Source organism: Streptomyces sp. NPDC041129, from assembly GCF_055592265.1.
Map to the genome: position 1 here is coordinate 359,348 of NZ_JBVIYV010000003.1, position 25,182 is coordinate 384,529.

A 25,182-nucleotide genomic window follows, 5' to 3' on the forward strand; every position below is an offset into this window, starting at 1 on the left:
CGGGCGGACCGCGGCGGCGGGGCCGGGACCGTTCGCGCAGCCGGCCCCGCCGCCGTGGTCACTCGACCGCGGCCAGCAGCCGCGCCTCGCTCTCCTCGTACAACCGCCGGGTCTCCACGCTGCCCGCGGCGCGGCGCCGGTGGTCCAGTCCGCTGCCGAGCCAGCCCGCCAGGTAGCCGAACGGGACCGAGACCAGTCCGGTGGACTGCATGGGGAACAGGTGGAAGTCGGCGTCCGGGAAGACGGCGGACGGCGTGCCCGACACGGCCTTCGAGAAGACCAGCAGCAGCAGCGCGCAGGCCGCACCGCCGTAGAGGGTGGCGAGCAGGCCGGTGCGGGTGAATCCGCGCCAGAACAGCGAGTAGGTGAGCGCGGGTGCCACCGCCGATGCGCCTATGCAGATGGCCAGCGTGGTCAGCACGCCGACATCCCAGTCCTGGACCAGGGTGGCGAGCCCGATCGCGGCGGTTCCCACCACCACGCTCGTCCACACCGCCACCGTCATCTCCGTACGCGGCTCGGCGTGTCCCCGCCGTACCGCATGGGCGAACAGGTCGTGGGCGAGCGACGAGGCCGCGGCCAGGGTCATCCCCGCGACCGACGACAGGAGGGTGATGAACACCATGCCCGCCACGGCCGAGTAGAGAATCGTCGTGCCCACGGAGCCGTGGGGCCGGCCGAGCACCTGCGACAGCATGAGCACCGACGTCCTGCCCTGCGGGTCGGCCTCGGTGATGTAGCGCGACCCCACCAGCGCCGCCGCGCCCGTACCCATGATGATCACGAGCAGGCAGAACGTGGTGACCGTGCCGACCGCCCACGACATGGAGCGACGTACGGCGGGCACGTCCCGCGCGGAGTACAGACGCATCGTGATGTGGGGCAGGCAGGCCACGCCGAGGACCACGGTGATCTGGAGACCGATGAAGTCCAGCCGGTCGACGGCCGACGTACCCAGTTGGAGGCCCTGCTGGAGGAAGGCCGGGCCCGCGCCGCTGCCGTCCTGGGCGGCCCTGAGGACGCTGCCGGGACTCCAGCCGAAGCGGTTCAGCACCAGGGCGGCGACGAGGGCGCTGGTGCCGATCAGGATGACGATCTTGATCATCTGAATGAGCGCGGTGCCCCGCATCCCGCCGAGCGCCGCGTAAATGATCATCAGGCTGCCGACCATGACGATGCACGCCGTCCTGGCCCCCGCCGCGTGTGGGAGGTCGAGGATGAACGTGAGCAGCGACCCGGCCCCGGAGAGCTGCACGACCAGGAAGGGCAGGGTCGCCGAGAGTGTCACCACACAGGCGGCGATGCGCACGGCCCGCCCGGGCATGTTGCGGGCCAGGACGTCGCCCATGGTGAACCTGCCGGCGTTGCGCAGAGGTTCGGCCAGCAGGAACATCAGCAGCACCAGCGACAGGGCGGTGCTGACCGCGAGGACGTAACCGTCGTATCCGGCGAGCGCGACGATGCCGGTGGTGCTCAGCACCGTGGCCGCGGAGATGTAGTCGCCCGCGATGGCCAGGCCGTTCTTGAACGGGGTGAGCGACCGGTAGCCGGTGTAGAAGTTCGTCAGGTCGTCGTGGTCCGGTCCCGCCATCACGCAGATCAGCAGCGTGAGGGTGACCAGGGCCGTGAACAGGAGGAGGACGGCGGCCTGCGTCCCGGAGCTGAAGTCGTTCATCTCGCCGCCCTCGCGTCCCGGGCCACGTGGACCCCCCGCTCCCTGACGTTGCGGGCCAGCGGATCCACCGAGCGTTGTGCGCTGCTGCCGTACCAGAAGACCGCCGCGAAGGTGACGACGAGCTGGAGGACGCCGAGGGCCATGCCCAGACTCAGCTCCCCGGCGATCTTGGACCCCATAAGGTCCGGAGCCCAGCAGGACAGCACGACGTACACGACGAAGGAGCCGAGCGCGGCGAGTGTGGAGGTCCGGCGGAGCACGCGATAGGCCGAGCGGAGGGCGGCCAGGTCGGCACCGGACCCGGGGGTCTCGTGCGGGTACGCCTCGGCCCAGGTGGCTTGCCCGTACGCGTCGTAGTGGCGGGCGGTGTGGCCGTAGGACTGCGGCTCGGTGTGCGGCAGCGGCCATCCGGGAGGTGCTGACGGCGGATACGGATTCTCGTCGGGGTATGTCATCGCCTGGCCTTCCACAGCGGCTCGGATCCTGGGAGTGATGAGGGGGGCGGAGTGCTTCAGGCGGCGCACCATACCGACTGGTTGGAATGCCTGTAAGCCCGCCGTGGATCACATTTCGGGGTCGATGTGGTTCACCGGGTGCGGGACCACGGCGCGGTCAGCGGGACGGGTCGAGCAGGACCTTGCGCACCCCTCGGCCACCAGGGGCGTCGGCGGATGAGACGCGGCGCACGCCTCCGGCTACAGCGGCGCCGGTGAGGAAGCGCCCGGGACCAGCACGCGGGGGGTTCCGGTGCCGTCGGCGGGCACGGCCCACACGTCGCTGCTGCCCACTTCGCCGTCGGCGGGCAGGGCGTAGGCGAGGGTGCGGTCGTCCAGCCAGGTGGCCTGGTCGTCGACGCTGTGGCGCTCGGCCAGCGGCGTCCGGCGCAGGGTGCGCAGATCGAGGACGTACTCGTGCCAGAGCGTGGCCCCGGACAGGACCCGTTTCTTGAAGGCGACCCGGGTGCCGTCGGGGGAGAGCGAGGGGCACTCCACGTTCTCGGCCAGGGTGGTGACCGAACGCCGGGAGAGCGAACCCCGCACCAGATACGTCTTGTTGGCGGTGTTGAGGGTGGCGTAGAAGGTGTCGTCGTCGGAGGCGAAGGTGACCCCCCAGAAGTTGATGTCCGAGGCGTGGTACGGCTTGCCGTCCTTGACGACCGAGAACTTCTCCAGGCTGGGGATCAGCCGCATGGTACGGGTGTCCAGGATCGAGGTCCGGGTGGAGAAGAAGGCGGAGGAGTAGGACTCGCCGGAGACGAAGACGGTCCAGGCGGCGAAGCGGCCGCTCGGCGAGACCCGGGCCCGGCTGGGCGTGCCCGCGAGCGGGAACTCGCGCCGGGTACGGAGGTCCGCGTCCAGGAGCAGGGCGCGGTTGCTCTGCTTGAGGACACCGGGGTCGGACTGGAGGCAGACGCCGGTGCCGGCCGCCGCGTAGAAACGCGCGCACTTCAGGTCCGAGGCGACCCGCCGGCCGCCGGGATCGGCCGACGGCACCGAGGCGACGGCGGTGCGGTGCGGGCCGGCGGCCGCGTTGACGAACGTCAGGCGGTTCTTCTGGTCGAGAGTCAGCCTGCCCTCGCCGACGGCGGGGCCGCCCGCCTGCGGCCGGTCGGCGCGGTCGGCGCGGGAGGCGGCGTGCAGGACCACGCCGGTGCCCAGGCCCGCGAGCAGCAGGACCGCCACGACGAGTATGAGCAGACGGCGGTGGAGCGTAGTCATCCGGATCCTTGGGGCTGAGGTGGTCATCGGGTCCCGTCGGCCGGCCGCAGCACCAGGCCCGCGACGGCGGCGCAGGCCAGCAGGCCCACCGCCGAACCGGCCAGCGCCGGGCCGTCGCCCCACACCGTCCAGGCGGCGCCGAAGGCCAGTGAGCAGCAGAACCGGGCCAGCGCCTGGCTGGTGCCGACGATGGCGAGGCCGCTGGCGCGCAGCTCCTCCGGCACGACGCCGGCGAGGGCGGCCGGGAGCACACCGTCGGTGGCCGCGTAGAACGCGCCGTGCAGGGCGAGTACGGCGGGGGCCAGGACCGGCGTGGCCGGCGCCCACAGCAGCAGGGCGTAGGCGATGAGCAGGCCCACGTGCCCGGCGAGGAACACGGTGCGCCGCCCGATCCGGTCGGCCAGCGCGCCGGCGGGCACGGCGAGCAGCAGGAACACCGCGGCGGTGCCCAGCGGCAGCAGCGTGAACCACTCTTCGCCGATGCCCGCGCGGCGTTGCAGGAGCAGGTAGACGAAGGCGTCGCTGACGGTGGTCAGACCGAGCAGTGCGGCGCAGCCGGCGAGCGCCCGCAGGCGCGGCAGACGCAGCAGCGCCAGTGCCTCGCGCACCCGGACCGGCGGCCTGCCGTCCGGACCGCCGGCACCGTCCAGCCCGCCCGGCTCGCCGGTTGCGTCCGAACCGTCCGGCTCGCCTGTTCCGCCCATGCCGTCCGTCCGCGCCTCCCGCCGCCGGCCGGGCACGAACAGCACCAGCACCAGCACGCCGAGCACGGCGACGCAGGCGCTCACCCCGAACACGGCGTCGTAGCCGTCGGCCGCCGCGCGCAGGATGAGGAAGGCGGCGAGCGGGCCGAGCATCGCGCCGGTGGTGTCCATCGCCCGGTGCACGCCGAAGGCCCGGCCCTGGTTCGCGGCCGGCGTGGACAGGGAGATCATCGCGTCGCGCGGGGCGGTGCGCAGGCCCTTGCCGGTGCGTTCCAGGGCGAGGACCGTGCCGAGCGTGCCGAGGCTGCCGGCGAGCAGCAGCAGCGGCTTGCAGAGCGCGGACAGGCCGTAGCCGAGCCCGGCCATCAGCTTGTGGTTGCGCACCCGGTCGGCGAGGTGGCCGCCGGTGAGCTGGACCAGGGCGCTGACGCCGTTGTAGACACCGTCGAGGGTGCCGAACCCCAGCGGGCTGAAGCCGAGTCGGCTGACCAGATAGAGCGGCAGGACGGCGGTGACCATCTCCGAGGAGATGTCGGTGATCAGGCTGACGGTGCCGAGCACGAGCACGACCGGGGCGACCCCGCGTCCGGGGCCGCGTCTCCGGTCCCGCTCGGTGTCCGCCCGGGCGGGGGTGGAGCGGTCGGTGAGGTACATGATCGGGGACTCCAGGTGCGGTGCGATCAGTTCTGCCGGCTGCTCTCGTCCCGCAGCCAGGTGCCGAAGTCCTCCGCCTCGATGGCCTTCCGGGCCCGCCACCGGGCGACGACCGCCGTGGCGACGAAGACCACAACACCCGCGAGGAGCCCCGGTTCCTCACGGACCACGGCCAGCAGATCCGCCCTGCTGGTGCGCGCCGACGCCTCCCGCGGTTCCTGGTGCCGCTCGACCTGGGCGGTGGACACCGCGGCCCGGATCCGCCGCCTGACCAGATCCGGCCAGGTGCGCGGCGGGTGGACCACGACCCGGGCCGCACCGACCACGAGCCGCTCCTCGGGGGCGAAGGCCAGGGACGCGGCCAGGTCGTCCGCCATCAGCGGCGGCAGCGCCGCGATCCGCGCGTACCCGGCCTTGGAGACCGCGATGACGCCCCGGCCGAACAGCCCCTCGCGCACGGCCGGGAGCCGCTGCCACACGCGGTAGTAGGCGCGCACCGGCCATGCGCAGCCGGCCAGCGGGAGCTGCCGTTCGGGGGCGGTGGCGAGGACGCCGGAGGCGTCGTCGTCCAGGGGCCCGGCCAGCGCCCGTACGTCGGCGCCCGTGATCACGACGTCGGCGTCCACGTAGATCCGCGGGAAGCCGCGCGCGTGCTCGTCACCCGCCCGCAGGGCCGCGTGCTTGGAGGGGACCGGGATCTCCACCACCCGTACGCGCGGGCCGCGTTGGGCCGCGATGCGCGCGGTGTCGTCCGTGCAGCCGTTGCACACGACCACGATGTCGGTCTCGTCCCCGGAGGGGTCCGCCAGCAGCGAATCGAGGAGCCGGCCGAGGACGCGCGCCTCGTTGTGGGCCGGGATCACGATGCTCGTCACCCGGGCAGTATGCCGTCGGTGTCGTCATTGCGCCGTGTGTTTCGTCCAACTGTTCCCGCGACTGCGTCCCGTGGTCTAGATTGAGGTCCGCCGGGCCGGTTTGGGAGGGACATCCGCACCTGACGACAGGTCAAGTAGCGGATTCGTAAGCCGGATACGGCACAGGCAACAGCCAACATGCAGGGCGCGCAAGACGGTTGGGGAACCGCTGACCGCTCCCTGGTTTTCCGGCGCCGTTGTGTTGAGGAGACACACCGGCGCTGTTCCGGCCCTGGCCGCGGACTTGCGACCGTATGTCCGCATCGCTCGGTCAGGGGTAGCCGCGCATGTGGTGGGGGGGGCATGACCATTGAGGTCACGCATGAGCAGGTGGTTCTGGATCACAGGAGTCCAGAAGCGCGCCGAAGACCTTGGGAACGGAAGTACCGAACGGTCCTGTTGGTCGCGGACGGCCTGGCGGCCGTAGCCGCGGCCTTAGTGATCCACGGGGCCTACGGCCGCTGGACGGTGGCCCTGGTACTGCCGCCGATGTGGATCGCGGCGATGCTGGCCCATCGCTCCTACGACCGGGGCGCCCTGGGCCTGGGGACCGAGGAGTACCTGCGGGTGCTGCGCGGGGCCGTCGCCCTGCCGGCGCTGGCCGCGTGTGCGTACTGGCTGTTCGCACGCGACCTGGGGCTGCTGCACGACATGATCGCGGCCGCGGTCCCGGCCGCCGCGATCGCCCTGGCGGTCCGGTACGCGCTCCGCCGCCGGCTGCACCGGCGCTGGGCACGGGGCCGGGACCGCACCACGACACTCCTGGTCGGGCCGTCGCACGGGATCGTCGAACTGGTCGCCGTGCTGCGCAGGGCGGGCGGCGCGAAAGAGTTGCAGGTCGCCGGCGTGTGCCTGAGCGACCCGGAGAACGCGGTCGCGATCCGTGAGCTGGGGCTCCCCGTCCTCGGCGGGATCGGCGACATGAACGACGTCGTACGGGCCACGGGCATCGGTGCCGTCGTGGCGCTGCCGGCGCCGGAGTTCGACGCCTCCGTCCTGCGCCGGATGTCCTGGACGGCGGCCGTGCAGGACGTCGACTTCCTGCTGGCACCCGTGCTGACCGACGTGTCCGCCTCCCGCCTGGTGGTACGGCCCACCAACGGGGTCCCGCTGATGCGGATACAGGCACCGAACCTCTCGCGGGCCTCCCGGCTGCCCAAGGAACTGCTGGACCGGACGCTCGCCGCGGCGCTGCTCGCGGTGCTCCTGCCGCCCATGCTGGTGATCGCCCTGGTCGTCCGGCTGGACAGCACCGGTCCCGCGCTTTTCCGGCAGCGCCGGGTGGGCCGCTACGGCAACCACTTCACCATGCTGAAGTTCCGCACGATGCGGCAGGACTCCGAGGCCCTGCGGGCGGAACTGGAGCACCTCAATGAGAACAGTGACGGCCTGCTGTTCAAGGTGAAGGAGGACCCGCGGATCACCCGGGTCGGCTCGCTGCTTCGCCGCAGCTCGCTCGACGAGATCCCGCAGCTGATCAACGTGGTGCGGGGCCACATGTCGCTCGTCGGTCCCCGCCCCTCGCTGCCCGAGGAGGTCGAGGAGTACACGCCGGACATCAAACGCCGGCTGCTCGTGAAGCCCGGACTCACCGGGCTGTGGCAGGTGAGCGGCCGTTCCGACCTGCCCTGGGACGAAGCGGTCCGGCTCGACCTCGGATACGTGGACAACTGGTCGATGGGCCTCGACCTGACCATCCTGCTGCGCACCGGGTCCGCCGTGGTGCGCGGAGCGGGGGCCTACTGATGGACCGAAGGAAGAGGAACAACACAGTGACGCAGACCACGGATCCGCTGGGGGTCGCGGTCGTCGGGGCCGGCTACTGGGGCCCCAACCTCGTACGCAACTTCCAGGCCAGCGAGCGGTTCCGGCTGCGCTGGCTGTGCGACCTCGACGTGGACCGGGCCCAGCGGGTCCTCGGCGGCTACTCGACGGTCCAGGCCACCTCCGACTACGCGGCCGTCCTGGCCGACCCCGCCGTCGCCGCCGTCGCCGTGGCCACCCCCGCCGGGACCCACCTCGACATCGCCCTGGCCGCACTGCGCGCCGGCAAGCACGTCCTGGTGGAGAAGCCGCTCGCGGCCACCTACGCCGACGGGATGCGCCTCGTCGCCGAGGCGGAGGAGCGCGGGCTCACCCTCATGTGCGACCACACCTACTGCTACACACCCGCCGTGGGCCGCATCCGCGACATGGTCCGCTCCGGTGAACTCGGCGAGATCCACTTCGTCGACTCGGTCCGGATCAACCTCGGCCTCGTCCAGAAGGACATCGACGTCCTGTGGGACCTGGCCCCGCACGACCTGTCGATCCTGGACTTCATCCTCCCCGACAACGTCGAGCCGGTCGCCGTCGCCGCCCACGGCGCCGACCCGATCGGGGCGGGACAGGCCTGCGTGGCCTATCTGACGCTGCAGCTCAACACGGGGGCCATCGCCCACGTGCACGTCAACTGGCTCTCCCCGACCAAGGTGCGCACCACCATGGTGGGCGGTTCCAAGCGCACCCTGATCTGGGACGACCTCAACCCGGTGCAGCGCGTCGCGGTCTACGACCGCGGGGTGGACCTGGCCGCGCCGCAGGAGATCGGCGCGGACGAGCGCCGGGAGATGCTCGTCTCCTACCGCTCGGGGGACATGGTCGCCCCCGCGATCGGCGAGAAGGAAGCGCTGCGCAGCATGGTCGACGAGTTCGCCGACGCGATCAGCGGCGGGCGGGCCGCGCTGACCGACGGCCGGGCGGGTCTTCGCGTGCTGGACATTCTCGAAGCGGCCTCCCGGAGCCTGGAGTTCCGGGGCGCGGTCGTCGGCCTGCGCGCCGGGCATTGACAGTTCCACCGATGGAGAGGGCACTTCAGTTGAGCAGCGTACGGGGCAAGAAGATCCTGGTCACCGGGGGGGCGGGGACCATCGGGTCCAATCTCGTCGACCTCCTGACCGAGGGCGGTGCCCGCGAGATCGTCGTGCTGGACAACTTCGTCCGCGGCCGGATGGGCAATCTGGCCGGCGCGCTGCGCAGCGGCGTCGTCGAGGTCGTCGAGGGCGACATCCGTGACGCCGCCGCGGTGCGGAAGGCCACCGACGGCGCCGACCTGGTGTTCCACCTCGCCGCGATCCGCATCACACAGTGCGCGGAGGAGCCCCGGCTCGCCAACGAGGTCATGGTCGACGGCACCTTCAACGTCCTGGAGGCGGCGGTCGAGGCCGGGGTCGGCAAGGTGATCGCCTCGTCCTCGGCCTCCGTCTACGGCATGGCCGAGGACTTCCCGACGACCGAACGCCATCACCCGTACAACAACGACACGTTCTACGGCGCGGCCAAGGCCTTCAACGAGGGCATGCTGCGCAGCTTCCACGCCATGTACGGCCTGGACTACGTGGCGCTGCGGTACTTCAACGTCTACGGCCCACGGATGGACATCCACGGCCTCTACACCGAGGTGCTCATCCGCTGGATGGAGCGCATCGAGTCGGGCGAGCCGCCGCTGATCCTCGGCGACGGCAGCCAGACCATGGACTTCGTCGACGTCAGGGACATCGCGAGGGCCAACGTGCTGGCCGCCGAGGCGGATCTGACCGACGAGGTCTTCAACATCGCGAGCGGTACGGAGACTTCGCTCAAGGAGCTCGCCCAGGGCCTGCTCGAGGCGATGGGGGCCCAGGGCCTGGAGCCTGAGCACGGGCCCGCCCGCGCGGTGAACGGGGTGGTCCGGCGGCTGGCGGACACCACGCGCGCCGCCGAACGGCTCGGCTTCACCGCGCGGATCGATCTGCGCACCGGCCTCAGGGACCTGGTCGACTGGTGGCGCGCGGAGCGCGCCGCGGGGGAGGCCGCCCAGTGAGCACCGACCGCATCCCGGTGATGATCCCCTGGCTCGGCGAGGAGGAGGCCCGGGCAGCCTCCGAGGCCGTCCTCTCCGGATGGGTCGCCCAGGGCCCCCGGGTCACCGCGTTCGAGCGGGCCTTCGCGGAGCGGGTGGGCGCCGAGCACGCCGTCGCGGTCAGCTCGTGCACCACCGCCCTGCACCTGTCCCTCGTCGCGCTCGGCCTCGGGCCCGGCGACGAGGTCGTGGTGCCGTCGCTGTCGTTCATCGCCACCGCCAACGCCGTCCGCTACGTGGGCGCCGAGCCGGTGTTCGCCGACGTCGAGCCGGCCACCGGCAACCTGACCACGGCCACCGTCGACGCCGTCCGCACCCCCCGCACCAGGGCCGTCCTCACCGTCCACCAGGGCGGCGTACCGGCCGATGTGCACGCCCTGCGGGCCGCCTGCGCCGACTGGGACCTGCCGCTGGTGGAGGACGCGGCGTGTGCCATCGGCTCGACCGTCGGCGGCAAGCCCGTGGGGCACGGCGCGCTGATCGCCGCCTGGTCCTTCCACCCCCGCAAGGTCGTCACCACCGGCGAGGGCGGCATGGTCACCACCGACGACGCCGAGTGGGCCGAGCGCCTGCGCCGGCTGCGCGAGCACGGGATGAACGCCTCGGCGGCCCAGCGCCATGCGAGCACCAAGCCGGTCCTGGAGAGCTACCTCGAGGTCGGCTACAACTACCGGATGACGGACATCCAGGCCGCGGTCGGCCTGGTCCAGCTCGGCAAGCTCGACGCGATGATCGTCCGCCGCCGCGAACTGGCCGCCCGCTACGACGCATTGCTGCGGGATGTCACCGGCCTCACCCCGGTCCGCGACCCCGCCCACGGGCAGAGCAACTTCCAGTCCTACTGGGTGCTCCTGGACGAGGACTTCCCCGTCGGCCGGGACGACCTGCTGGCCGCGCTCGCCGGGGCCGGAGTCTCCGCCCGGCGCGGGATCATGGCGGCCCACCTCGAACCCGCCTACGCCGGCCATCCCAGCGCACCGCTGCCGGTCACCGAGCGGATCAGCAGCGACTCGCTGATCCTTCCGCTGTTCCACACGATGACCGAGGCCCAGCAGGACCGCGTCGTCACGGCACTGCGCGAACAGGCCCGAAGATGAACGGACTGCTGATCATCGGCGCCGGCGGCTTCGCCCGGGAGACCGCGCAGGCCGTACGGGACGCGGGCGGCACCGAGCTGCTCGGGCACCTCGACGACAACACCGCCCTGCACGGAACCGAGGTGGACGGCGTCCCCGTCCTCGGCGGCTGCGACCTGGTCCACGACCTGCCCCGGGCCCGCGTGGTCGTCTGCGTGGGCAACCCGAGGGACTACGCGGCCCGTGCCCGGCTGGTCCGCCGGCTCGCCCTGCCGGCGGACCGCTACGCCACGGTGGTCCACCCGACGGCCTCGGTGTCGAGGACGTCCGAGGTCGGCCCCGGCTCGGTCCTGCTCGCGCACTGCGCGCTGACCGCCGCCGTGCGGGTGGGCGCGCATGTCGCGGTCATGCCGCAGGCCGTCCTCACCCATGACGACGTGATCGAGGACTGCGCCACCATCACCTCCGGCGTCCGCCTGGGCGGGGGCGTACGGGTGGAGCGGGGCGCCTATCTGGGCTCCGGCGCCCTGATCAGGGAAGGCACGACGGTCGGCGCCTGGTCGCTGATCGGGATGGGGAGCGCCGTGCTCGGCGATGTGCCGCCGGGCGAGGTCTGGGTGGGGAGCCCGGCCCGGCGGCTGCGCGCGGCGGACGCGCCCGCGCTCGACCAACTCGCGTCGCCGGAGGACGACTTCGCGACGCATGCACTGGGGGGACCAGTCACATGAACCAGATTCCGCTCGTGGACCTCAAGGCGGCCCACGACGAGGTCGCCGACGAGGTACGGGCCGGCTTCGAACGTGTCCTGGCGGGCACCGCTTTCATCGGCGGCGAGGAGGTCCGCCTGTTCGAGCGCGAGTACGCGGACTTCGGCGGCGTCGCGCACTGCGTCGGTGTCGCCAACGGCACGGACGCCGTCGAACTCGCCCTGCGCGCGAGCGGGGTGGGGCCCGGCGACGAGGTCGTGGTGCCCGCCAACACGTTCATCGCCACCGCGGGCGCGGTGGCCCGCACCGGCGCCCGGCCGGTCCTCGCCGACTGCCTGCCCGACACCTACCTGCTCGACCCGCGGGCCGCGCTGGACGCGGTCAGCCCGGCCACCCGCGCGGTCGTACCGGTCCACCTCTACGGCCAGATGGCCGACGTGACGGAACTGACCGGCCGACTGCCCGAGCAGGTCCGGGTGGTCGAGGACGCCGCCCAGTGCCAGGGCGCCACCCGCGACGGCCGGTCGCCGGGCAGCGGCGGCATCGCGGCGACCAGCTTCTACCCGGGGAAGAACCTGGGTGCCTACGGTGACGCGGGCGCGGTGCTCACCGACGACGAGGAGCGGGCCGGCCTGGTGCGGGCCATCGCGAACCACGGAGGTGTCGCCAAGTACCGCCACGAGGTCCCCGGTTTCAACAGCCGGCTGGACGGGCTGCAGGCCGTCGTGCTGCGGGCGAAGCTCAAGCGCCTCGCGGCAGGCAACGCGGCCCGCCGGGCGGCCGCGGCCCGCTACGACGAGCTGCTCGCCGGCCTCGCGGCGGTCGGGCGGGTCGTGCTCCCGGTGACGGCGCCCGGCAACGTCCACGTATGGCACCTCTACGTCCTCCAGGTCGACGGGGCCGACCGCGACGACATCGTCGGCAAGCTGAACGCGGAGGGCATCGGCGCCGGGGTGCACTATCCGGCACCGGTCCACCTGACCCCGGCGTACCGCCATCTCGGCCACTCCCCGGGCGACTTCCCGAACGCCGAGCGGACGGCGGAGCGGATCCTCTCGCTCCCGCTCCACCCGCACATCACCCCCGACCAGCAGCAGCGCGTAGTGGACGCACTCGCCCGGGCCCTGCGCGGCTGACCGGTCACGGCTTCACGGCTCCACCCCGACCGCACGGGTCGGTCCTGCACAGCACCGTGAGAGGTACACATGAAAAAATGGAGCAGACGGATCCGGGGCAGCCGCCTCGCCGTCGTAGCAGCGTTGATCTGGGCGGTGCTCCCGCAGGCGGGGACCGCCCTGGCAGCCTCCGATCCGTGCGGAACGGGTTCCAATCCCGTCGTCTGCGAGAACTCCAAGCCGGGCAGCCCGAAGTCCGACTGGTTCTCGCCCAACGCCTACGGTGACATCAAGGGCTTCTCCACCAAGGAGAGCGTCCAGGCCGGTGACACCGTGCAGTTCAAGGTGCAGTCGAAGGTCCCCTACCACATCGAGATCTACCGCCTGGGCTGGTACGGCGGCGACGGCGCGCGCGAGATGTCCACCGCGGCCCAGGCCGCCGTCACCTACCCGGCCAACTACCTCACCAACCCCGCCAGTTGCACCAAGAAGAGCAGCACCGGCCTGGTCGACTGCGGCAACTGGCCGGTGACCGCCAACTGGACGGTGCCCAGCGACGCCGTCTCCGGCCTGTACATCGCGAACCTGACCCAGACGGACGGCGACGGCCTGATGCCGTACCCGTTCGTGGTCCGCAACGACTCCAGCACCTCCGACATCGTCGTGCAGACCAGCGACCAGACCTGGCAGGCCTACAACGACTACGGCGGCCAGGACCTCTACGGTGGCGCGGGACCCGCTCCGGACGGCCGCGCCTACGAGGTCAGCTACAACCGTCCGCTGGACATCGGCGGCGACAACGGCATCTACGGCTCCGAGTACATGATGCTGTCCTGGCTGGAACGCAACGGCTACGACGTCAGCTATCTGTCCGGTGTGGACGTGTCGGCCAACGGCGCCACCCTGCTGAAGAAGCACAAGGTGTACCTGTCCTCCGGCCATGACGAGTACTGGACGCAGAGCCAGTACTCCAACGTCCTCGCGGCCCGGAAGGCCGGCGTCCGGCAGGGCTTCTTCAGCGGCAACGAGGTCTTCTGGAAGACCCGGCTCACCCCGAGCATCGACGGCGCGAACACGGCCAACCGCACCATGGTCTGCTACAAGATGACCAAGATGGCGCAGAACAACGGCGTCGCCGACCCCAGCGGCACCTGGACCGGCACCTGGATGGACCCCGCCAGTACCCAGTACGGGCAGGACTACCAGCCGCCCAACATCCTCACCGGCTCCATGTTCACGGTGAACGGCTACCGCAGCGACGCCATCACCGTCCCCGGCTCGTACGGGAAGAACCGGATCTGGCGCAACACCTCCGTCGCCAACCTGACGTCGAGCCAGACAGCCACCTTCCCGGCGGGCACCCTCGGTTACGAGTGGGACAGCGACATCGACAACAGCACCCGGCCCGCCGGGGCGATCGACGTGTCGTCCACGACGGTGGACATCAACGACGGCAAGCTCCGTATGGACTGGGGCAACGTCTACGGCAACGGCACGGCGACGCACAACCTCGTCGAGTTCCGCGACCAGGACTCCGGCGCCCTGGTGTTCGGGGCGGCGACCGTGCAGTGGTCGTGGGGTCTGACCAACATCCCGACGTACGACCCCGACGACACCGTGGTCACCGAGGACGCCCGCATGCAGCAGGCGACCCTGAACATCCTCGCCGACATGGGTGTCCAGCCGCTGACCCGGCAGAGCAACCTCGTCGCCGCGACGGCCACCACCGACACCACCGGCCCGGCCGTCACCGTGACGGCCCCGGCCTCCGGGGTCACCGTCCCGGCGCTGAAGCCGGTCACCGTCACGGGCACCGCCACCGACTCCGGCGGCGGCGCGGTGGCCCGGGTGGAGGTGTCCACGGACGGCGGCAAGACCTGGAACGCCGCCACCGGCCTCGCGTCCTGGAAGTACACCTGGACCCCGACCACCCCCGGCGCCGCGTCCGTCAAGGTCCGCGCGGTGGACGACAGCGTCAACATCGGCGCCGTCAACACCGTCGCGCTCACCGTCGGTCCGCAGGCCTGCCCCTGCACCGTCTGGCCGGCCTCGGCCGTGCCCGGCACCGTCAACGGCGGTGACGGCAGCTCGGTGGAGCTCGGCGTCAAGTTCCGCACCACGGTGGCCGGTTCGATCACCGGTGTCCGCTTCTACAAGTCGCCCGTCAACACCGGCACCCACACCGGAAGCCTGTGGAGCGCCTCCGGTACCCGTCTGGCCACCGGCACCTTCACCGGCGAGACGGCCTCCGGCTGGCAGCAGCTGAACTTCTCCACCCCGGTGAGCGTCAAGGCCAACACCACGTACGTCGCCTCGTACTTCGCCCCCAACGGCGGTTACTCCTACGACGGTGGCTACTTCTCCGGCGGTGACGCGGGCCTCGCCCCGCTCACTGCCCTGAAGTCCGGCACCGACGGCGGCAACGGCGTCTACCACTACGGCTCCAGCAGCGCCTTCCCGTCCTCGCAGTCCTCGGGCAGCAACTACTGGGTCGACGTGGTGCTGGACACCTCGACGGCCAGCACCACGCCGCCCACCGTCACCTCGACCTCCCCGACGTCCGGGGCGACCGGGGTGTCGATCACGGCACCGGTGTCGGCCGTCTTCAGCTCGGCCGTCGACGCCGACAGCCTGACCTTCACCGTGAAGGACCCGGACGGCGACACCGTGCCGGGGACCTGGGCGCTCCCCGCGTCCAACAAGGCGACCTTCACCCCGTCGACGGAACTGGCGCTGCACACCACGTACACCGCCTCCGTGCAGGCCTCCGACCTGTGGGGCAACGCGATGGCGGACCCGGTGAGCTGGACCTTCACCACCAGCACCACCCCGCCGGCGGTCACCTGCCCCTGCACGCTGTGGAGTTCCTCGACCGTACCCGCCACGACCGACATGAGCGGTGACACCAACTCCGTCGAGCTGGGCACCCGGTTCACGTCCTCGACGAGCGGCTGGGTCACCGGTGTCACCTTCTACAAGGGCACCGGCAACACCGGCACCCACACCGGCAGCCTGTGGTCCGACGACGGCACCCTGCTGGCCACCGGCACCTTCACCGGCGAGACGGCCGCGGGCTGGCAGCGGATGACCTTCACCACCCCGGTGGCCATCAGCGCCGACACCCGGTACGTCGTCTCCTACCACGCGCCGAACGGCCACTACGCGGTCGACGGCGGCTACTTCGCCGCGGCCCACCAGTCCTATCCGCTGACCGGCACCGCCGACACCACCACGCACCACAACGGGCTCTACCGGTACGGCGCCGACCCGGCCTTCCCCAACGGCTCCTACGGATCCGCGAACTACTGGGTGGGCCCGGTCTTCACCGCCGACAACCCGGGCGCGTCCCTGGCGGCGCCCGGCGCCTCGGAGGACAACGCGGCCACGCTGACGCACACCGCCGACGCGGGCAGCCCGCTCGTCACCACCCTGCCCGCGAGGAGCGCGGTGTCGTCCGTCAAGGCGACCGTGACCGTCCTGTCCGGCCCCCGGGCGGCGGCGGCCAGGAAGCTCCATGTCACGGCCGTCACCTCCTACGACCGGGCGGGCCACAAGGTGTCCGTGCACCTGTCCGCCCCGCTGCCGGACGGCACCCGGTTCAAGGTCACGGTCACGGCCAGGGACAGGCACCGCCACGCGGTGAAGTCCCGTAGCTGGACCCTGACCGCCAGGACCGTCCACAAGAAGAAGAACTGACCCGTCACAGCGCACCGGTGGTGGCCCCCGCGAACCCGGGGGCCACCACCGGGGATTGGCATTCCCACCCATGAGCAGCGTCAGTGTTGTGATCCCTTGCTACAAGTACGGCCACTTCCTGGCCGACTGCGTGAGCAGCGTCCTGGACGAACAGGACGGCGTCGACGTCCGGGTCCTCATCATCGACGACGCCTCGCCCGACGACTCGGCGGAGATCGCGCACAAGCTGGCCGCCTCCGACCCGCGGATCGAGGTCCGCGTCCACGAGACCAACAAGGGCCATATCGCCACCTACAACGAGGGCCTGCTGGAATGGGCCGACGGCACCTACGTCGCCCTGCTCTCCGCCGACGACCGGCTGGTGCCGGGCGCCCTGGTGCGGGCCGCCGCGCTGCTGGACGCCCACCCCGAGGCGGGGTTCGCCTACGGGCGTCCGCTGCGCTTCCAGCACGGCGGGCCGCTGCCGCCGGCCCGTACCCGCGGCACCGGCTCGGTCGTCTATCCCGGGCATTGGTGGCTGGAGCGGCGCTTCCGTGAGGGCACCGGCTGCATCACCTCGCCGGAGGTCGTCGTCCGCACCAGCCTCCAGCGCGAGGTCGGCGGCTACGACCCGGCGCTGCCGCACGCCGGCGACATCGAGATGTGGATGCGGCTCGCCGCGCACGCCGACGTCGGCTACGTACGCGGTGCCGACCAGGCCTTCTATCGTGTCCACGGCAAGAACATGTCCACGACGGACTTCGGCGGTCAGCTCGACGACCTGCGCCAGCGCCTGGTGGCCTTCGACTCGGTGCTCGCCAAATGCGCCGACCGGCTGCCGCACGCCGACCGCCTCGCCGACGAGGTCCACACCCGGCTGGCCCGCTTCGCGCTGCGCCGGGCCTACCGTGCCTATGACCGAGGACGCACCGAGGCCGTTCCGGTCGACGAGTGCGTGGCCTTCGCCGAGGAGTGCCTGCCGGGGTACGCGGCGCTGCCGGAGTACCGCGCGCTGCGGCTCAGACGGCGGATCGGGCCGAAGGCGATGCCGTATCTCCAGCCGCTGGTGTTGTCGGCCGTGGCCGAACGCGGCCGGGAGTGGCTGTGGTGGGAGTCGTGGAAGCGCCGCGGTATCTGATGAGCGATCAGTTCGGTTCAGCCGGCCGCGGGGACCGGTCCGGCGTGCCGGCCGGGCGCGGCCTCGCGACGGCTCATCACGTACCGGTCGAGCCACAGCGCGCCGAGAACGCCGCCGGCCAGGCCCAGCAGGCCCGTGCCGGCCAGGCCCCGGCTCCGGTCGCCCCGTACCTCGGCGGCGCTCGGCGAGGTCAGCACGGAGGCGGTGATCCGCGAACCGGCGGGCACCCGCTGGGCCGACTGCATCTCCTCGACGTGCCTGGTGTATACGTCGATGATGCGGCGCACCGCCGTCACGGCGGCATCCGGCCCGGATGCCTGCGACTGGATCTGCAGGGAGGGGATCAGATAGCGGGGCGTCGCGCTGGTGCCGCTGTTGCGGGGGACGAGACCGTAGGTCCCCTGGACTCCCGCCGCCTTCAACTCCCGTGCCCCGGCCGGGGATGCCAGCTGCTGCACGACCCCGTAGGAGACCAGGGCGAGCGGCGGCTGCAGATTGGTGAGCTGGTTGGGCTGGTTCCGGGTCACCGGCGGCTTCAGGACGACGACCGCGGACCCGGTGTACTGCGGCGCGGGACGCACCACCTGGTACGCCGCGGCGGTCGTCAGCAGCAGCGCGGCCAGCACCACGTACCAGCGGCGGAGCAGTGCGTCGGCGACGTTCCCGGGCGACATACGAGATCCTTCCGTCAGCCCCGATACTGGCAGGACGCGCGGCGGGATGCCACCGAATGGGGGGATGGTTCATGAGTCTTGGTGAGATCTGGGCCATTCTGCGCAGACGTTGGTACTTCGTGGTGCCCCTCACCCTGCTCAGCCTGGTCTGCGGCGGATACCTGTACGTGACCGTCCCCGTCTCCTACCAGTCGCAGAGCTCGGTGACCCTGCTGGACTCCTCGGCGGTCTCCCGGCTGCCCCCCACCTTCGGCAACCCCATCTCGAACGCGGGCGGTTCGCTCATCGTCACGGCCGACGTGCTGATCAGGACCCTGGAGTCGAACGACGCCGCGAAGGAGCTGCGCGGCCGGGGCGTCACGGACCCCTACACGGCCGGCTTCGCGCCGACGGCCGACAGCCCGCTGCTCACGCTCAGCGTGACCGGGACCGACCGGGCGAAGGTGCTGAAGGAGACCAACACCCTGACCGAGTTCGCCGGCGAGCAGCTGAAGGCCCTGCAGGCCGCGGCCAAGGTCCCGCCCGCGTACTTCGTGCAGACGGCGCCCGTCGTCCTGCCGCAGACCCCGGTGGCGAAGTCGAAGAACCGCTACCAGGACATCGCGGCCGTCGTCATCCTCGGTGTCGTCAGCGCCTTCCTCCTGTCGATCCTGATGGAGGGCGTCGCGGTGGTCCGCCGACGGCGGCACGCCGCGAGGAGCGCCGCCCCGCGGGCCCGGGACGCCCGTGCTCCCAGCCGGGGCCGGAGGGGACTGCTCGGCCGGCGGGTCGACGCCACGGCGATCCTCACGGTCTACCTGGTGCTGGCATTCTTCATCCCGTCGAACCTGGCCCTGCCCGCCCTCGGCGGCGTCGGCACCCCCGCCAACGTCTTCGCCCTGCTCGGCCTGTTGTGGTATCTCGCCACCTGGCTCGGCGGACGCGTCCTGCCCGCGCCGGGAACCAGACTCGCGCGCGTCGCGATGTGCGTGCTCGGGCTGGCCGTCCTGGCGGCGTACGTCTCCGACGCGGCGCGGGAGAGCTCGCACGCGGAGGTCCTGGGCGCCGACCGCGGGCTCATCGGCTTCCTGGTGTGGGTGTCGCTGGTCGTCCTGACCTCGGCGGGCGTGCAGGAGCGCGGCCGGCTCGACGTCCTGATGCGCCGGGTGGTGGTGCTGGGCTCCGTCGTCGCCGCGATCGGCTTCTACGACTTCTTCTCGGGCACCAACATCGCCGACTCCATCCACATCCCGGGCCTGCAGACCAGCGTCGCCCAGGTGAGCGTCATGGACCGCGGTGCCTTCACCCGGCCTCGGGCCACCACCGCACAGCCGCTCGAGTTCGGCGGCATGCTGGCGATCCTGCTGCCCTTCGCCATCCAGCAGGCCTTCGATCCGGTGCGCCGTCATCTCCACTGGACGCGCCGCTGGGGTCCGGTGCTGCTCATCGCCGGAGCGCTGCCCCTGACCGTGTCGCGGACCTCTATCATCGGCCTGCTGCTGGTCGCCCTCGTGATGGTGCCGCGCTGGAAGCCTGCCCGGCGCTGGGCCGCGATCGGTGTGATGACGGCCTCCGTTGCCGTCTTCAAGGTGCTCGTCCCCGGTCTGATCGGCACGATCACCGGCCTGTTCGCGTCGTTCCTGTCCAACTCCGACAGCAGCACCCAGGCCCGTACGGTCAAGTACAGCGCGATCGTCCCCTACCTGGAGGAACATCCGCTGTTCGGGCGGGGCTTCGGCACCTTCACCCCGGACCTGTACTTCTTCACGGACAACCAGTACATGCTGACCCTGGCCGAGATGGGCGCGCTCGGACTCCTCGCCATGCTCGTCCTGTTCATCGCCGGCATCCACCAGGGGGGTGCCGTCCGAAGGCTGGCCCGTACCGAGGCCGACCGCGAACTGGGGCAGGCGTTCTTCGCCTCGTCGCTGGTCGCGCTCGTCGTCAGCGCCACGTTCGACTCGCTCAGCTTCCCGATGTTCGCCGGCCTGTTCTTCCTGCTGCTGGGGGCGGGGGGCAGCCTGCTCGGCTTCGTCCGGGGCGAGGCGTCCACCGCCGCCGCGCCGGCCGCCGTCAAGACCTCCGAACCCCAGCTCCCCCAACTCGTGGAGTCCCGATGAGCCCCGTCGCCGTCATCGTCGTCACCTGGAACAGCGCGCCGGTGCTGCCCGGGTTCCTCGCCGCGCTGCCCGAGGGCATGGCCGGACTCGACTGGCGGCTCGTCGTCGCCGACAACGACTCCGCCGACGACACCGTCGAGGTGCTCCGGTCACTGGCACCCGACGCCACGGTCGTCCAGACCGGACGCAACGCCGGGTACGCCGCCGGGGTCAACGCGGCACTGAAGGCCGCCGGTGAGTGGGAGGGCGGATACGCGGCCGTACTGGTCTGCAACCCGGACATCCGGATGCGGCAGGGCTGCGCCAAGCGCCTCCTCGACACCCTCGGTGCCCAGGTGGGCATCGCCGTCCCCCTCCTGTACGAGGACGGCCGGGAGGCGCCCCTGCACTCGCTGCGCCGCGAGTCGAGCGTGACCCGGGCCCTCGGCGAGGCCCTGATCGGCAACCGCAGGGCCGGGCGCTTCCCGCGCCTGAGCGAGCTGGTCACCGACCCCGCCGCCTACGCCCGGCCCACGCGCGCTGACTGGGCGACCGGCGCGCTCATGGCCGTCTCGGCCGGCTGCCTGGCCGCCTGCGGCCCGTGGGACGAGTCGTTCTTCCTCTACTCGGAGGAGACCGAGTACTGCCTGCGCGCGCGGGACCACGGCTACGCCACCCAGCTCGAGCCGACGGCCGAGGCGGTTCACCTCGGCGGCGACTCCCGGGTCTCGCCCCGGCTGTGGACCCTGCTCACACTCAACCGCGTGCGCCTGTACGGGCGGCGCCACGGGCGAGGCGCGACGGTATGTTTCCGGGCGGCCGTGTTCCTGCGCGAGGCGTCCCGCGCGGCCCTCGGCAGGAGGGCCAGCCGGGCGGCGGCGGCCGCGCTGCTCAGGCCGGGCGCGCTGCGGGTCACGCCCGGGCCCTGAGGCGCGGCCGGTACCGCGCTCAGGCGGACCAAGTGGTGTAGAAACTGCCGGGGTTCACCAGATACCGCACGGTGGCGTGCGGTACGTGGCGCACGGTGTGGCCGCGGCTGTAGCGGTGGACCAGCTCCCAGTCCTCACGGGGCAGCACCTCCGGGGTCCGGCGCAGCCGGCTGAAGCGCAGGGCCCTGACGCGCCGAGCGACGAAGGCGTTGGTGTCCAGGAAGGACTCCCGGGCGGACCGGCGGCGGTCGAACGGCACGGACAGGACGTCCCGTTCGGTCCCGTCCGGCAGCACGCGGCGCAGCGCCGTGTAGACGCCGTCCGGCCCGCCGGGCGCCTCCAGCACCGCCAGCGCCCGTTCCAGATGGTCGGGCTCCCACAGGTTGTCGTCGTCCAGGAAGGCCACGTACCGCGAGCGGGTCAGCCGGATGCCCACGTTGCGCACCACACCGGCCACTCCGGTGTTGCGCGCCAGGGAGACGGCGAACAGCCGCGGGTCGTCGGGGAGTCCGGGGAGGCCGGCGCCGTCGTCGACGACGATGACGACCTGGTCGCGGACGGTCTGGTCGAGCGCCGAGCGGACGGCCGCCCGCAGCTCGTCGGGGCGGCGGTGGGTGGCGATGACCGTCGCGACGAGGGCGGTCGGCGGGGGAGCGGTGGCGGCCGCGAGGCGGCGGGTCTCGGCGGTCTCGACGCGGCGCAGCCGCAGCGCGGAGGGGGCGAGCAGGACCTTGTTGCGGAGCTCGAACAGGACGAGCCAGCCGAAGGCGCGCTTGAGCAGTTCCCAGGGGGCGCGGGCGATACGTCTCATCATCCTCTTCCTCAGCCGGCCTGCTCGGGGGCGATCGAGTGCCCGTGGGTGAACCGGTTGCCGCGCCAGACGTTGCCGGCTCCGCCGGCGTTCCAGGCGGTGACGGCCCCGTAGTGGCCGGAGTTGCGGTGATACCGCGTGGAGAAGACGTTGTCCGTGACCCTGATCCCGGTGGCGCCCTCGCCGCCCCCGTACAGGGCGTAGGCGCCGCCGGCCAGCAGATTGCCGTCGATGACGGTGTTGGAGACGGGGCCGGTGTCGGCGAAGAGACCGACGGCGGCCGAGGCCCCTTGGTCGACGGGGACGGAGTTGAGCAGGGTGTTGTGCCGGATGACCAGGCTGCCCTTGTTGCTCCCGCCGCTGATCACCGCGTCGGTGTGCTGCCACTCGCCGCCGGTGTTGCGGAAGGGCACCAGGTCGTGGACGTAGTTGTCATGGATGTCGCCCTGTCCCATGGAGAGGGCGTTGCCGAAGACGGAGACGTCGCACCAGCCCACCTCGATGGAGCTGACGCCCATGTTGGAGACGGCGTAGTCCACGCCCCCGTTGTCGGGACCCTTGCCGGGGACGGCGGTGATGGTGCTGTGCAGGACCCTCAGACCACTGTGCCCTGGACGCAGGTTCACGCCCCACCAGTTGGTGGAGGTGATCCTCGAGTCGATGATGGTCACGTCGTCCGCGTAGACGTCGAGTGAGCCGGTGATGTCCCACCCTCTGATGACGGTGCCGTCGGTCTTGATGCTCATGTTCCCCGTGGAGTGCGGCTTGAGCGGGATGCGGGGGCCGGTGGAGCGGGCGTCGGGGAAACCGGCTTCGGCTTGCGCCGCCGGTGCCGCGGGCCGCGCGGACCCCGCGCGGGGCGAGGGGCTCCCGGGCGAGGAGCCGACCGGGGACGGTGAGCGGGCTTCAGGCGACGAGGGGGCCCCGGACGCCGGGGGAGGCGGGTGGGAGGTGCCGCGGGAGGGGCCCTGGGCGGACGGTGCGGCGTCGGCGCCCGAGGCACACGCGGCGCAGAGTAACAGGGCCAGTACGGCGAGCAGTTGGCGAAGCCTGGTCACGCGGCCTCCGGGGTTGGGGTGCCGAGCAGGAAGCGGCGGCTGGGCAGGACGCACACCACATAACAGGCCAGGGCGGTGGCGCCGATGACGAAGAGGGCGACGGTGCCGTCGCCGAGGAGCCGCTTCGCGGCGATGGTCACCAGTGCCATCACGGCTCCCCCGAGAAAGGGCCAGGTACAGGCCCTGACGATGTGGGCGGGGCCGATCCCGGCCCGGCCGAGGGCGTACAGAAATGCGGGGACGACAAGACCGGCCGCGACGATGACGTGTCCCTGGGAGACGCCGACGATGCCGTCCAGGCGGGCGCCCGCGACGAGGACGGGGACGAGGGCGACGACCCACAGACCCTGGACGAGGATGAGGGAGCGACGCTGTCCGGCGGCGACGAGGCAGTCGTAGGCGAGTTCGCAGCCGATCCGGACCAGCCCCAGGGCCATCAGCCAGGGCAGCGCCGAGGCGGCGGGCACCCACGTGCTCCCGTACACGAGACGGACGACCGGCTCGGCCAGCCCGCCGAGCAGCACGCACAGCGGGACGGTGCCGGTGACCAGCACGCCCAGGGCACGGCTGAAGCCCTGCGCGAGGGCCTCCGGCGAGCCGGCCAGGCGGGAGAAGCCGGCGAAGGAGACGCGGCGGGCCGCCTCGGAGATGATCCGCACCGGCCAGCCCGACATGTTGAACGCCAGGACGTAGAAGCCGAGGGCGACCGAGCCGAGGGACGAGCCGACGACCATGGTGTCCACGTTGACGACGGCGAGCGCGAGCAGGCTCGCGCCGGCCAGCGGGAGCCCGAACCTCAGCAGGGCGCGGGCCTGCCCGGGGTCCCAGCCGAACCGCAGCAGGCCGGGGGCGGCGAGCGCGCAGCCCACCAGCGCGGCGACGTTGCCGGCCACCGCTCCCCAGGCGAAGCTCATCGCGCCCCAGCCGTCGAAGGCCAGCACCAGTGTCACGGCGGTGCTGAGGACGAAGTTGAGCGCGTCGATCACCATCCGCTTGCCCTGGGCGAACTCCCGGGTCAGGTAGCCGGCCGGGACCTGGGCCACCCCGTCCAGCACCAGGCACAGGCACATCACCCGCAGCACGCCCGAGGCCCCGGGCGAGTCCAGCAGCCCGGCCACCGTCGGCGCCGAGACGAAGATGGCGGCGTACAGCAGGACGCTGGACGCGGTGCCCAGGGTCAGCACGGTCGGCGCGAAGCGGCGCGGGTCTCCGTCCCAGCGGACGATGGCCAGGCCGACACCCAGCTCGTTCGCGGAGAGCAGGACCAGGAGCACGGTCTGGGCTATGCCGTAGACGCCCCATTCGGCGGGGCCGAGGGCGAAGCGCGCCAGCAGGATGCCGGTGGCGAAGTTGCCGAGGCGCATGACCACGGTGTTGATCAGACTCCAGCGGGCCGCGGAACGGACCTTGCGCCCGAGGGAGGGGGGAGCGGGGGTGTCGCCCGGCTCAGCGGTCTCGCTGTCCGGTGTGCGAACGCTGTCCATGAGTCGACTCCTCGTCGAGCGGCTCGGCGGCGGGCGCCACGGCCATGGCGGGCCGTCCGGCCCCCGGCTCCGCGGCGGGCCTGTTCTCGGCGGACCGCGACCAGCTGGGCGGCGTCCTGAGTGCGATCGTCCGTTCCACGGCCGATTCCGCGGCCGAACCCCCGGCCGCGGTCTCGGCGGCGGGCGGACCGGAGACGGCGGCCGGACCGGAAGCGGCGGCCGTGAGCGTGGGTTCCTCCGCGCGCGCCCGCGGGCGCGGCCGGCGGCGCGCCTCCACGTAGAAGGCGGCGGCCAGGCTCAGCACCAGGCCCAGGCCTCCGGCCATGACCAGGTACTCCAGCCGGGTCTTGGTCTGCGCCACCGGGTTCTGCGGGGGCACGATCGTGGTCATGCGGATCATGGCCTTCGGGGCGACCGACTGCTGCTTCTGGAACTGGTCCAGCCGCTCCTTGGCGTACGCCGTCAGGATGCGGTCCGAGGCCAGGACGGCGTCCTTGTCCGTGCCGGTGACGGTGAGCCACATCAGCGGCCCCTGCGCGTTGTCGGCGAGCTTGGCCTCGAACGTGCCCTTGGCGCCACGGGACTTGAGTTCCCGCAGGGAGCCGTCGGAGTTGAGGTTGCGGGCCAGGCTGTCGGCCATGCCGGTGAGCGAGGTCTGGGTGCTGAGGAACGGGTTGCCGTCGTAGGCCACGGTGGCCTTCTGGGAGTTCAGAAGGGCCACCGTGCTCTGCGACTGGTAGGTGACCGGGACCACCAGTGCCACACCGACCGCCAGCGCGGCGGTCAGCAGCAGTCCGGGCAGCAGGACGTACCAGCGCCTGCGCATGACCCGGAAGATCTCAGCGAGATCCATGGTGGTCCCCCCTCACGCCCCGACCCCCGATGAGCATAT

The 25,182-nt window shown here is 72.0% G+C and carries 20 protein-coding genes; 10 read left to right on the plus strand and 10 right to left on the minus strand.

Features of this window, described 5'->3' with window-relative positions; translation table 11 throughout:
- Window positions 1–58 precede the first annotated feature (58 nt).
- The 5 genes from ACZ6B1_RS14440 to ACZ6B1_RS14460 form a co-directional block, all read right to left on the minus strand.
- Window positions 59–1,675: a sodium/solute symporter gene (locus ACZ6B1_RS14440; protein ID WP_468778121.1), complete on the minus strand. Its 1,617-nt coding sequence runs from the start codon at window positions 1,673–1,675 to the stop codon at window positions 59–61.
- A complete protein-coding gene (locus tag ACZ6B1_RS14445) occupies window positions 1,672–2,130 on the minus strand; it encodes a DUF485 domain-containing protein (RefSeq protein ID WP_468778122.1) in 459 nt (152 codons plus the stop codon). Before ACZ6B1_RS14445 ends, ACZ6B1_RS14440 begins: the two co-directional genes overlap by 4 nt.
- Before the next feature lie 240 nt (window positions 2,131–2,370).
- Window positions 2,371–3,393, minus strand: coding sequence for a TolB family protein (locus ACZ6B1_RS14450; RefSeq protein ID WP_468778124.1), 1,023 nt, complete (start codon window positions 3,391–3,393; stop codon window positions 2,371–2,373).
- A gap of 23 nt (window positions 3,394–3,416) precedes the next feature.
- Entirely contained in the window at window positions 3,417–4,751 is a 1,335-nt protein-coding gene (locus tag ACZ6B1_RS14455) for an MFS transporter (RefSeq protein ID WP_468778128.1), read from the minus strand.
- A gap of 26 nt (window positions 4,752–4,777) precedes the next feature.
- Window positions 4,778–5,626, minus strand: a complete 849-nt coding sequence (locus ACZ6B1_RS14460) for a glycosyltransferase family 2 protein (protein WP_468778130.1) — start codon at window positions 5,624–5,626, stop codon at window positions 4,778–4,780.
- Window positions 5,627–6,103: 477 nt separating this feature from the next.
- On the opposite strand from ACZ6B1_RS14460, the gene ACZ6B1_RS14465 reads away from it, so the two are divergent.
- The 8 genes from ACZ6B1_RS14465 to ACZ6B1_RS14500 all read left to right on the plus strand — a co-directional run bounded on the left by ACZ6B1_RS14465 (window position 6,104) and on the right by ACZ6B1_RS14500 (window position 17,256).
- Complete coding sequence (locus ACZ6B1_RS14465) at window positions 6,104–7,411, plus strand: sugar transferase (protein WP_468778132.1); 1,308 nt, start codon at window positions 6,104–6,106, stop codon at window positions 7,409–7,411.
- Window positions 7,412–7,437: 26 nt separating this feature from the next.
- Window positions 7,438–8,493 (plus strand): Gfo/Idh/MocA family protein, encoded by a 1,056-nt coding sequence (locus tag ACZ6B1_RS14470; protein ID WP_468778135.1) that lies wholly within the window; start codon window positions 7,438–7,440, stop codon window positions 8,491–8,493.
- A gap of 11 nt (window positions 8,494–8,504) precedes the next feature.
- Window positions 8,505–9,506: an NAD-dependent epimerase/dehydratase family protein gene (locus tag ACZ6B1_RS14475; protein ID WP_468778138.1), complete on the plus strand. Its 1,002-nt coding sequence runs from the start codon at window positions 8,505–8,507 to the stop codon at window positions 9,504–9,506.
- Window positions 9,503–10,642 carry a DegT/DnrJ/EryC1/StrS family aminotransferase gene (locus tag ACZ6B1_RS14480; protein WP_468778139.1) on the plus strand — a complete coding sequence of 380 codons (1,140 nt, stop codon included), beginning with the start codon at window positions 9,503–9,505 and terminating at the stop codon, window positions 10,640–10,642. Before ACZ6B1_RS14475 ends, ACZ6B1_RS14480 begins: the two co-directional genes overlap by 4 nt.
- Complete coding sequence (locus ACZ6B1_RS14485) at window positions 10,639–11,349, plus strand: acetyltransferase (RefSeq protein ID WP_468778141.1); 711 nt, start codon at window positions 10,639–10,641, stop codon at window positions 11,347–11,349. Before ACZ6B1_RS14480 ends, ACZ6B1_RS14485 begins: the two co-directional genes overlap by 4 nt.
- Window positions 11,346–12,464 (plus strand): DegT/DnrJ/EryC1/StrS family aminotransferase, encoded by a 1,119-nt coding sequence (locus ACZ6B1_RS14490; RefSeq protein ID WP_468778143.1) that lies wholly within the window; start codon window positions 11,346–11,348, stop codon window positions 12,462–12,464. Before ACZ6B1_RS14485 ends, ACZ6B1_RS14490 begins: the two co-directional genes overlap by 4 nt.
- A gap of 69 nt (window positions 12,465–12,533) precedes the next feature.
- Complete coding sequence (locus ACZ6B1_RS14495; protein ID WP_468778145.1) at window positions 12,534–16,139, plus strand: DUF4082 domain-containing protein; 3,606 nt, start codon at window positions 12,534–12,536, stop codon at window positions 16,137–16,139.
- 70 nt (window positions 16,140–16,209) lie between these two features.
- Window positions 16,210–17,256 carry a glycosyltransferase family 2 protein gene (locus ACZ6B1_RS14500; RefSeq protein WP_468778147.1) on the plus strand — a complete coding sequence of 349 codons (1,047 nt, stop codon included), beginning with the start codon at window positions 16,210–16,212 and terminating at the stop codon, window positions 17,254–17,256.
- A 17-nt stretch (window positions 17,257–17,273) separates the two neighbouring features.
- On the opposite strand, the gene ACZ6B1_RS14505 is transcribed toward ACZ6B1_RS14500, so the two are convergent.
- Complete coding sequence (locus tag ACZ6B1_RS14505) at window positions 17,274–17,930, minus strand: hypothetical protein (RefSeq protein ID WP_468778149.1); 657 nt, start codon at window positions 17,928–17,930, stop codon at window positions 17,274–17,276.
- Window positions 17,931–18,001: 71 nt separating this feature from the next.
- Between ACZ6B1_RS14505 and ACZ6B1_RS14510 the strand changes: the two genes are divergently transcribed.
- Complete coding sequence (locus tag ACZ6B1_RS14510) at window positions 18,002–20,029, plus strand: O-antigen ligase family protein (RefSeq protein WP_468778151.1); 2,028 nt, start codon at window positions 18,002–18,004, stop codon at window positions 20,027–20,029.
- A complete protein-coding gene (locus tag ACZ6B1_RS14515; RefSeq protein WP_468778153.1) occupies window positions 20,026–20,937 on the plus strand; it encodes a glycosyltransferase family 2 protein in 912 nt (303 codons plus the stop codon). Before ACZ6B1_RS14510 ends, ACZ6B1_RS14515 begins: the two co-directional genes overlap by 4 nt.
- A 19-nt stretch (window positions 20,938–20,956) precedes the next feature.
- On the opposite strand, the gene ACZ6B1_RS14520 is transcribed toward ACZ6B1_RS14515, so the two are convergent.
- The 4 genes from ACZ6B1_RS14520 to ACZ6B1_RS14535 form a co-directional block, all read right to left on the minus strand.
- Window positions 20,957–21,748 (minus strand): glycosyltransferase family 2 protein, encoded by a 792-nt coding sequence (locus tag ACZ6B1_RS14520; protein ID WP_468778154.1) that lies wholly within the window; start codon window positions 21,746–21,748, stop codon window positions 20,957–20,959.
- An 11-nt stretch (window positions 21,749–21,759) separates the two neighbouring features.
- On the minus strand, window positions 21,760–22,494 hold the full coding sequence (locus ACZ6B1_RS14525) for a hypothetical protein (RefSeq protein WP_468778156.1): 735 nt from the start codon (window positions 22,492–22,494) through the stop codon (window positions 21,760–21,762).
- A 308-nt stretch (window positions 22,495–22,802) separates the two neighbouring features.
- Window positions 22,803–24,290: an oligosaccharide flippase family protein gene (locus ACZ6B1_RS14530; protein ID WP_468778158.1), complete on the minus strand. Its 1,488-nt coding sequence runs from the start codon at window positions 24,288–24,290 to the stop codon at window positions 22,803–22,805.
- A complete protein-coding gene (locus tag ACZ6B1_RS14535) occupies window positions 24,253–25,143 on the minus strand; it encodes a Wzz/FepE/Etk N-terminal domain-containing protein (protein ID WP_468778160.1) in 891 nt (296 codons plus the stop codon). The genes ACZ6B1_RS14530 and ACZ6B1_RS14535 overlap by 38 nt, the downstream gene beginning before the upstream one ends.
- Between the last annotated feature and the right edge of the window lie 39 nt (window positions 25,144–25,182).

Bases quoted from the DNA above. Each gene is read 5' to 3' on its own strand.
- ACZ6B1_RS14450 (WP_468778124.1), bottom strand. From the start codon at position 3,393: ATGACTACGCTCCACCGCCGTCTGCTCATACTCGTCGTGGCGGTCCTG.
- ACZ6B1_RS14515 (WP_468778153.1), top strand. From the start codon at position 20,026: ATGAGCCCCGTCGCCGTCATCGTCGTCACCTGGAACAGCGCGCCGGTG.
- ACZ6B1_RS14525 (WP_468778156.1), bottom strand. From the start codon at position 22,494: ATGAGCATCAAGACCGACGGCACCGTCATCAGAGGGTGGGACATCACC.
- ACZ6B1_RS14500 (WP_468778147.1), top strand. From the start codon at position 16,210: ATGAGCAGCGTCAGTGTTGTGATCCCTTGCTACAAGTACGGCCACTTC.
- ACZ6B1_RS14505 (WP_468778149.1), bottom strand. From the start codon at position 17,930: ATGTCGCCCGGGAACGTCGCCGACGCACTGCTCCGCCGCTGGTACGTG.
- ACZ6B1_RS14530 (WP_468778158.1), bottom strand. From the start codon at position 24,290: ATGGACAGCGTTCGCACACCGGACAGCGAGACCGCTGAGCCGGGCGAC.
- ACZ6B1_RS14455 (WP_468778128.1), bottom strand. From the start codon at position 4,751: ATGTACCTCACCGACCGCTCCACCCCCGCCCGGGCGGACACCGAGCGG.
- ACZ6B1_RS14510 (WP_468778151.1), top strand. From the start codon at position 18,002: ATGAGTCTTGGTGAGATCTGGGCCATTCTGCGCAGACGTTGGTACTTC.
- ACZ6B1_RS14520 (WP_468778154.1), bottom strand. From the start codon at position 21,748: ATGAGACGTATCGCCCGCGCCCCCTGGGAACTGCTCAAGCGCGCCTTC.
- ACZ6B1_RS14495 (WP_468778145.1), top strand. From the start codon at position 12,534: ATGAAAAAATGGAGCAGACGGATCCGGGGCAGCCGCCTCGCCGTCGTA.
- ACZ6B1_RS14475 (WP_468778138.1), top strand. From the start codon at position 8,505: ATGGAGAGGGCACTTCAGTTGAGCAGCGTACGGGGCAAGAAGATCCTG.
- ACZ6B1_RS14485 (WP_468778141.1), top strand. From the start codon at position 10,639: ATGAACGGACTGCTGATCATCGGCGCCGGCGGCTTCGCCCGGGAGACC.
- ACZ6B1_RS14445 (WP_468778122.1), bottom strand. From the start codon at position 2,130: ATGACATACCCCGACGAGAATCCGTATCCGCCGTCAGCACCTCCCGGA.
- ACZ6B1_RS14490 (WP_468778143.1), top strand. From the start codon at position 11,346: ATGAACCAGATTCCGCTCGTGGACCTCAAGGCGGCCCACGACGAGGTC.
- ACZ6B1_RS14440 (WP_468778121.1), bottom strand. From the start codon at position 1,675: ATGAACGACTTCAGCTCCGGGACGCAGGCCGCCGTCCTCCTCCTGTTC.
- ACZ6B1_RS14535 (WP_468778160.1), bottom strand. From the start codon at position 25,143: ATGGATCTCGCTGAGATCTTCCGGGTCATGCGCAGGCGCTGGTACGTC.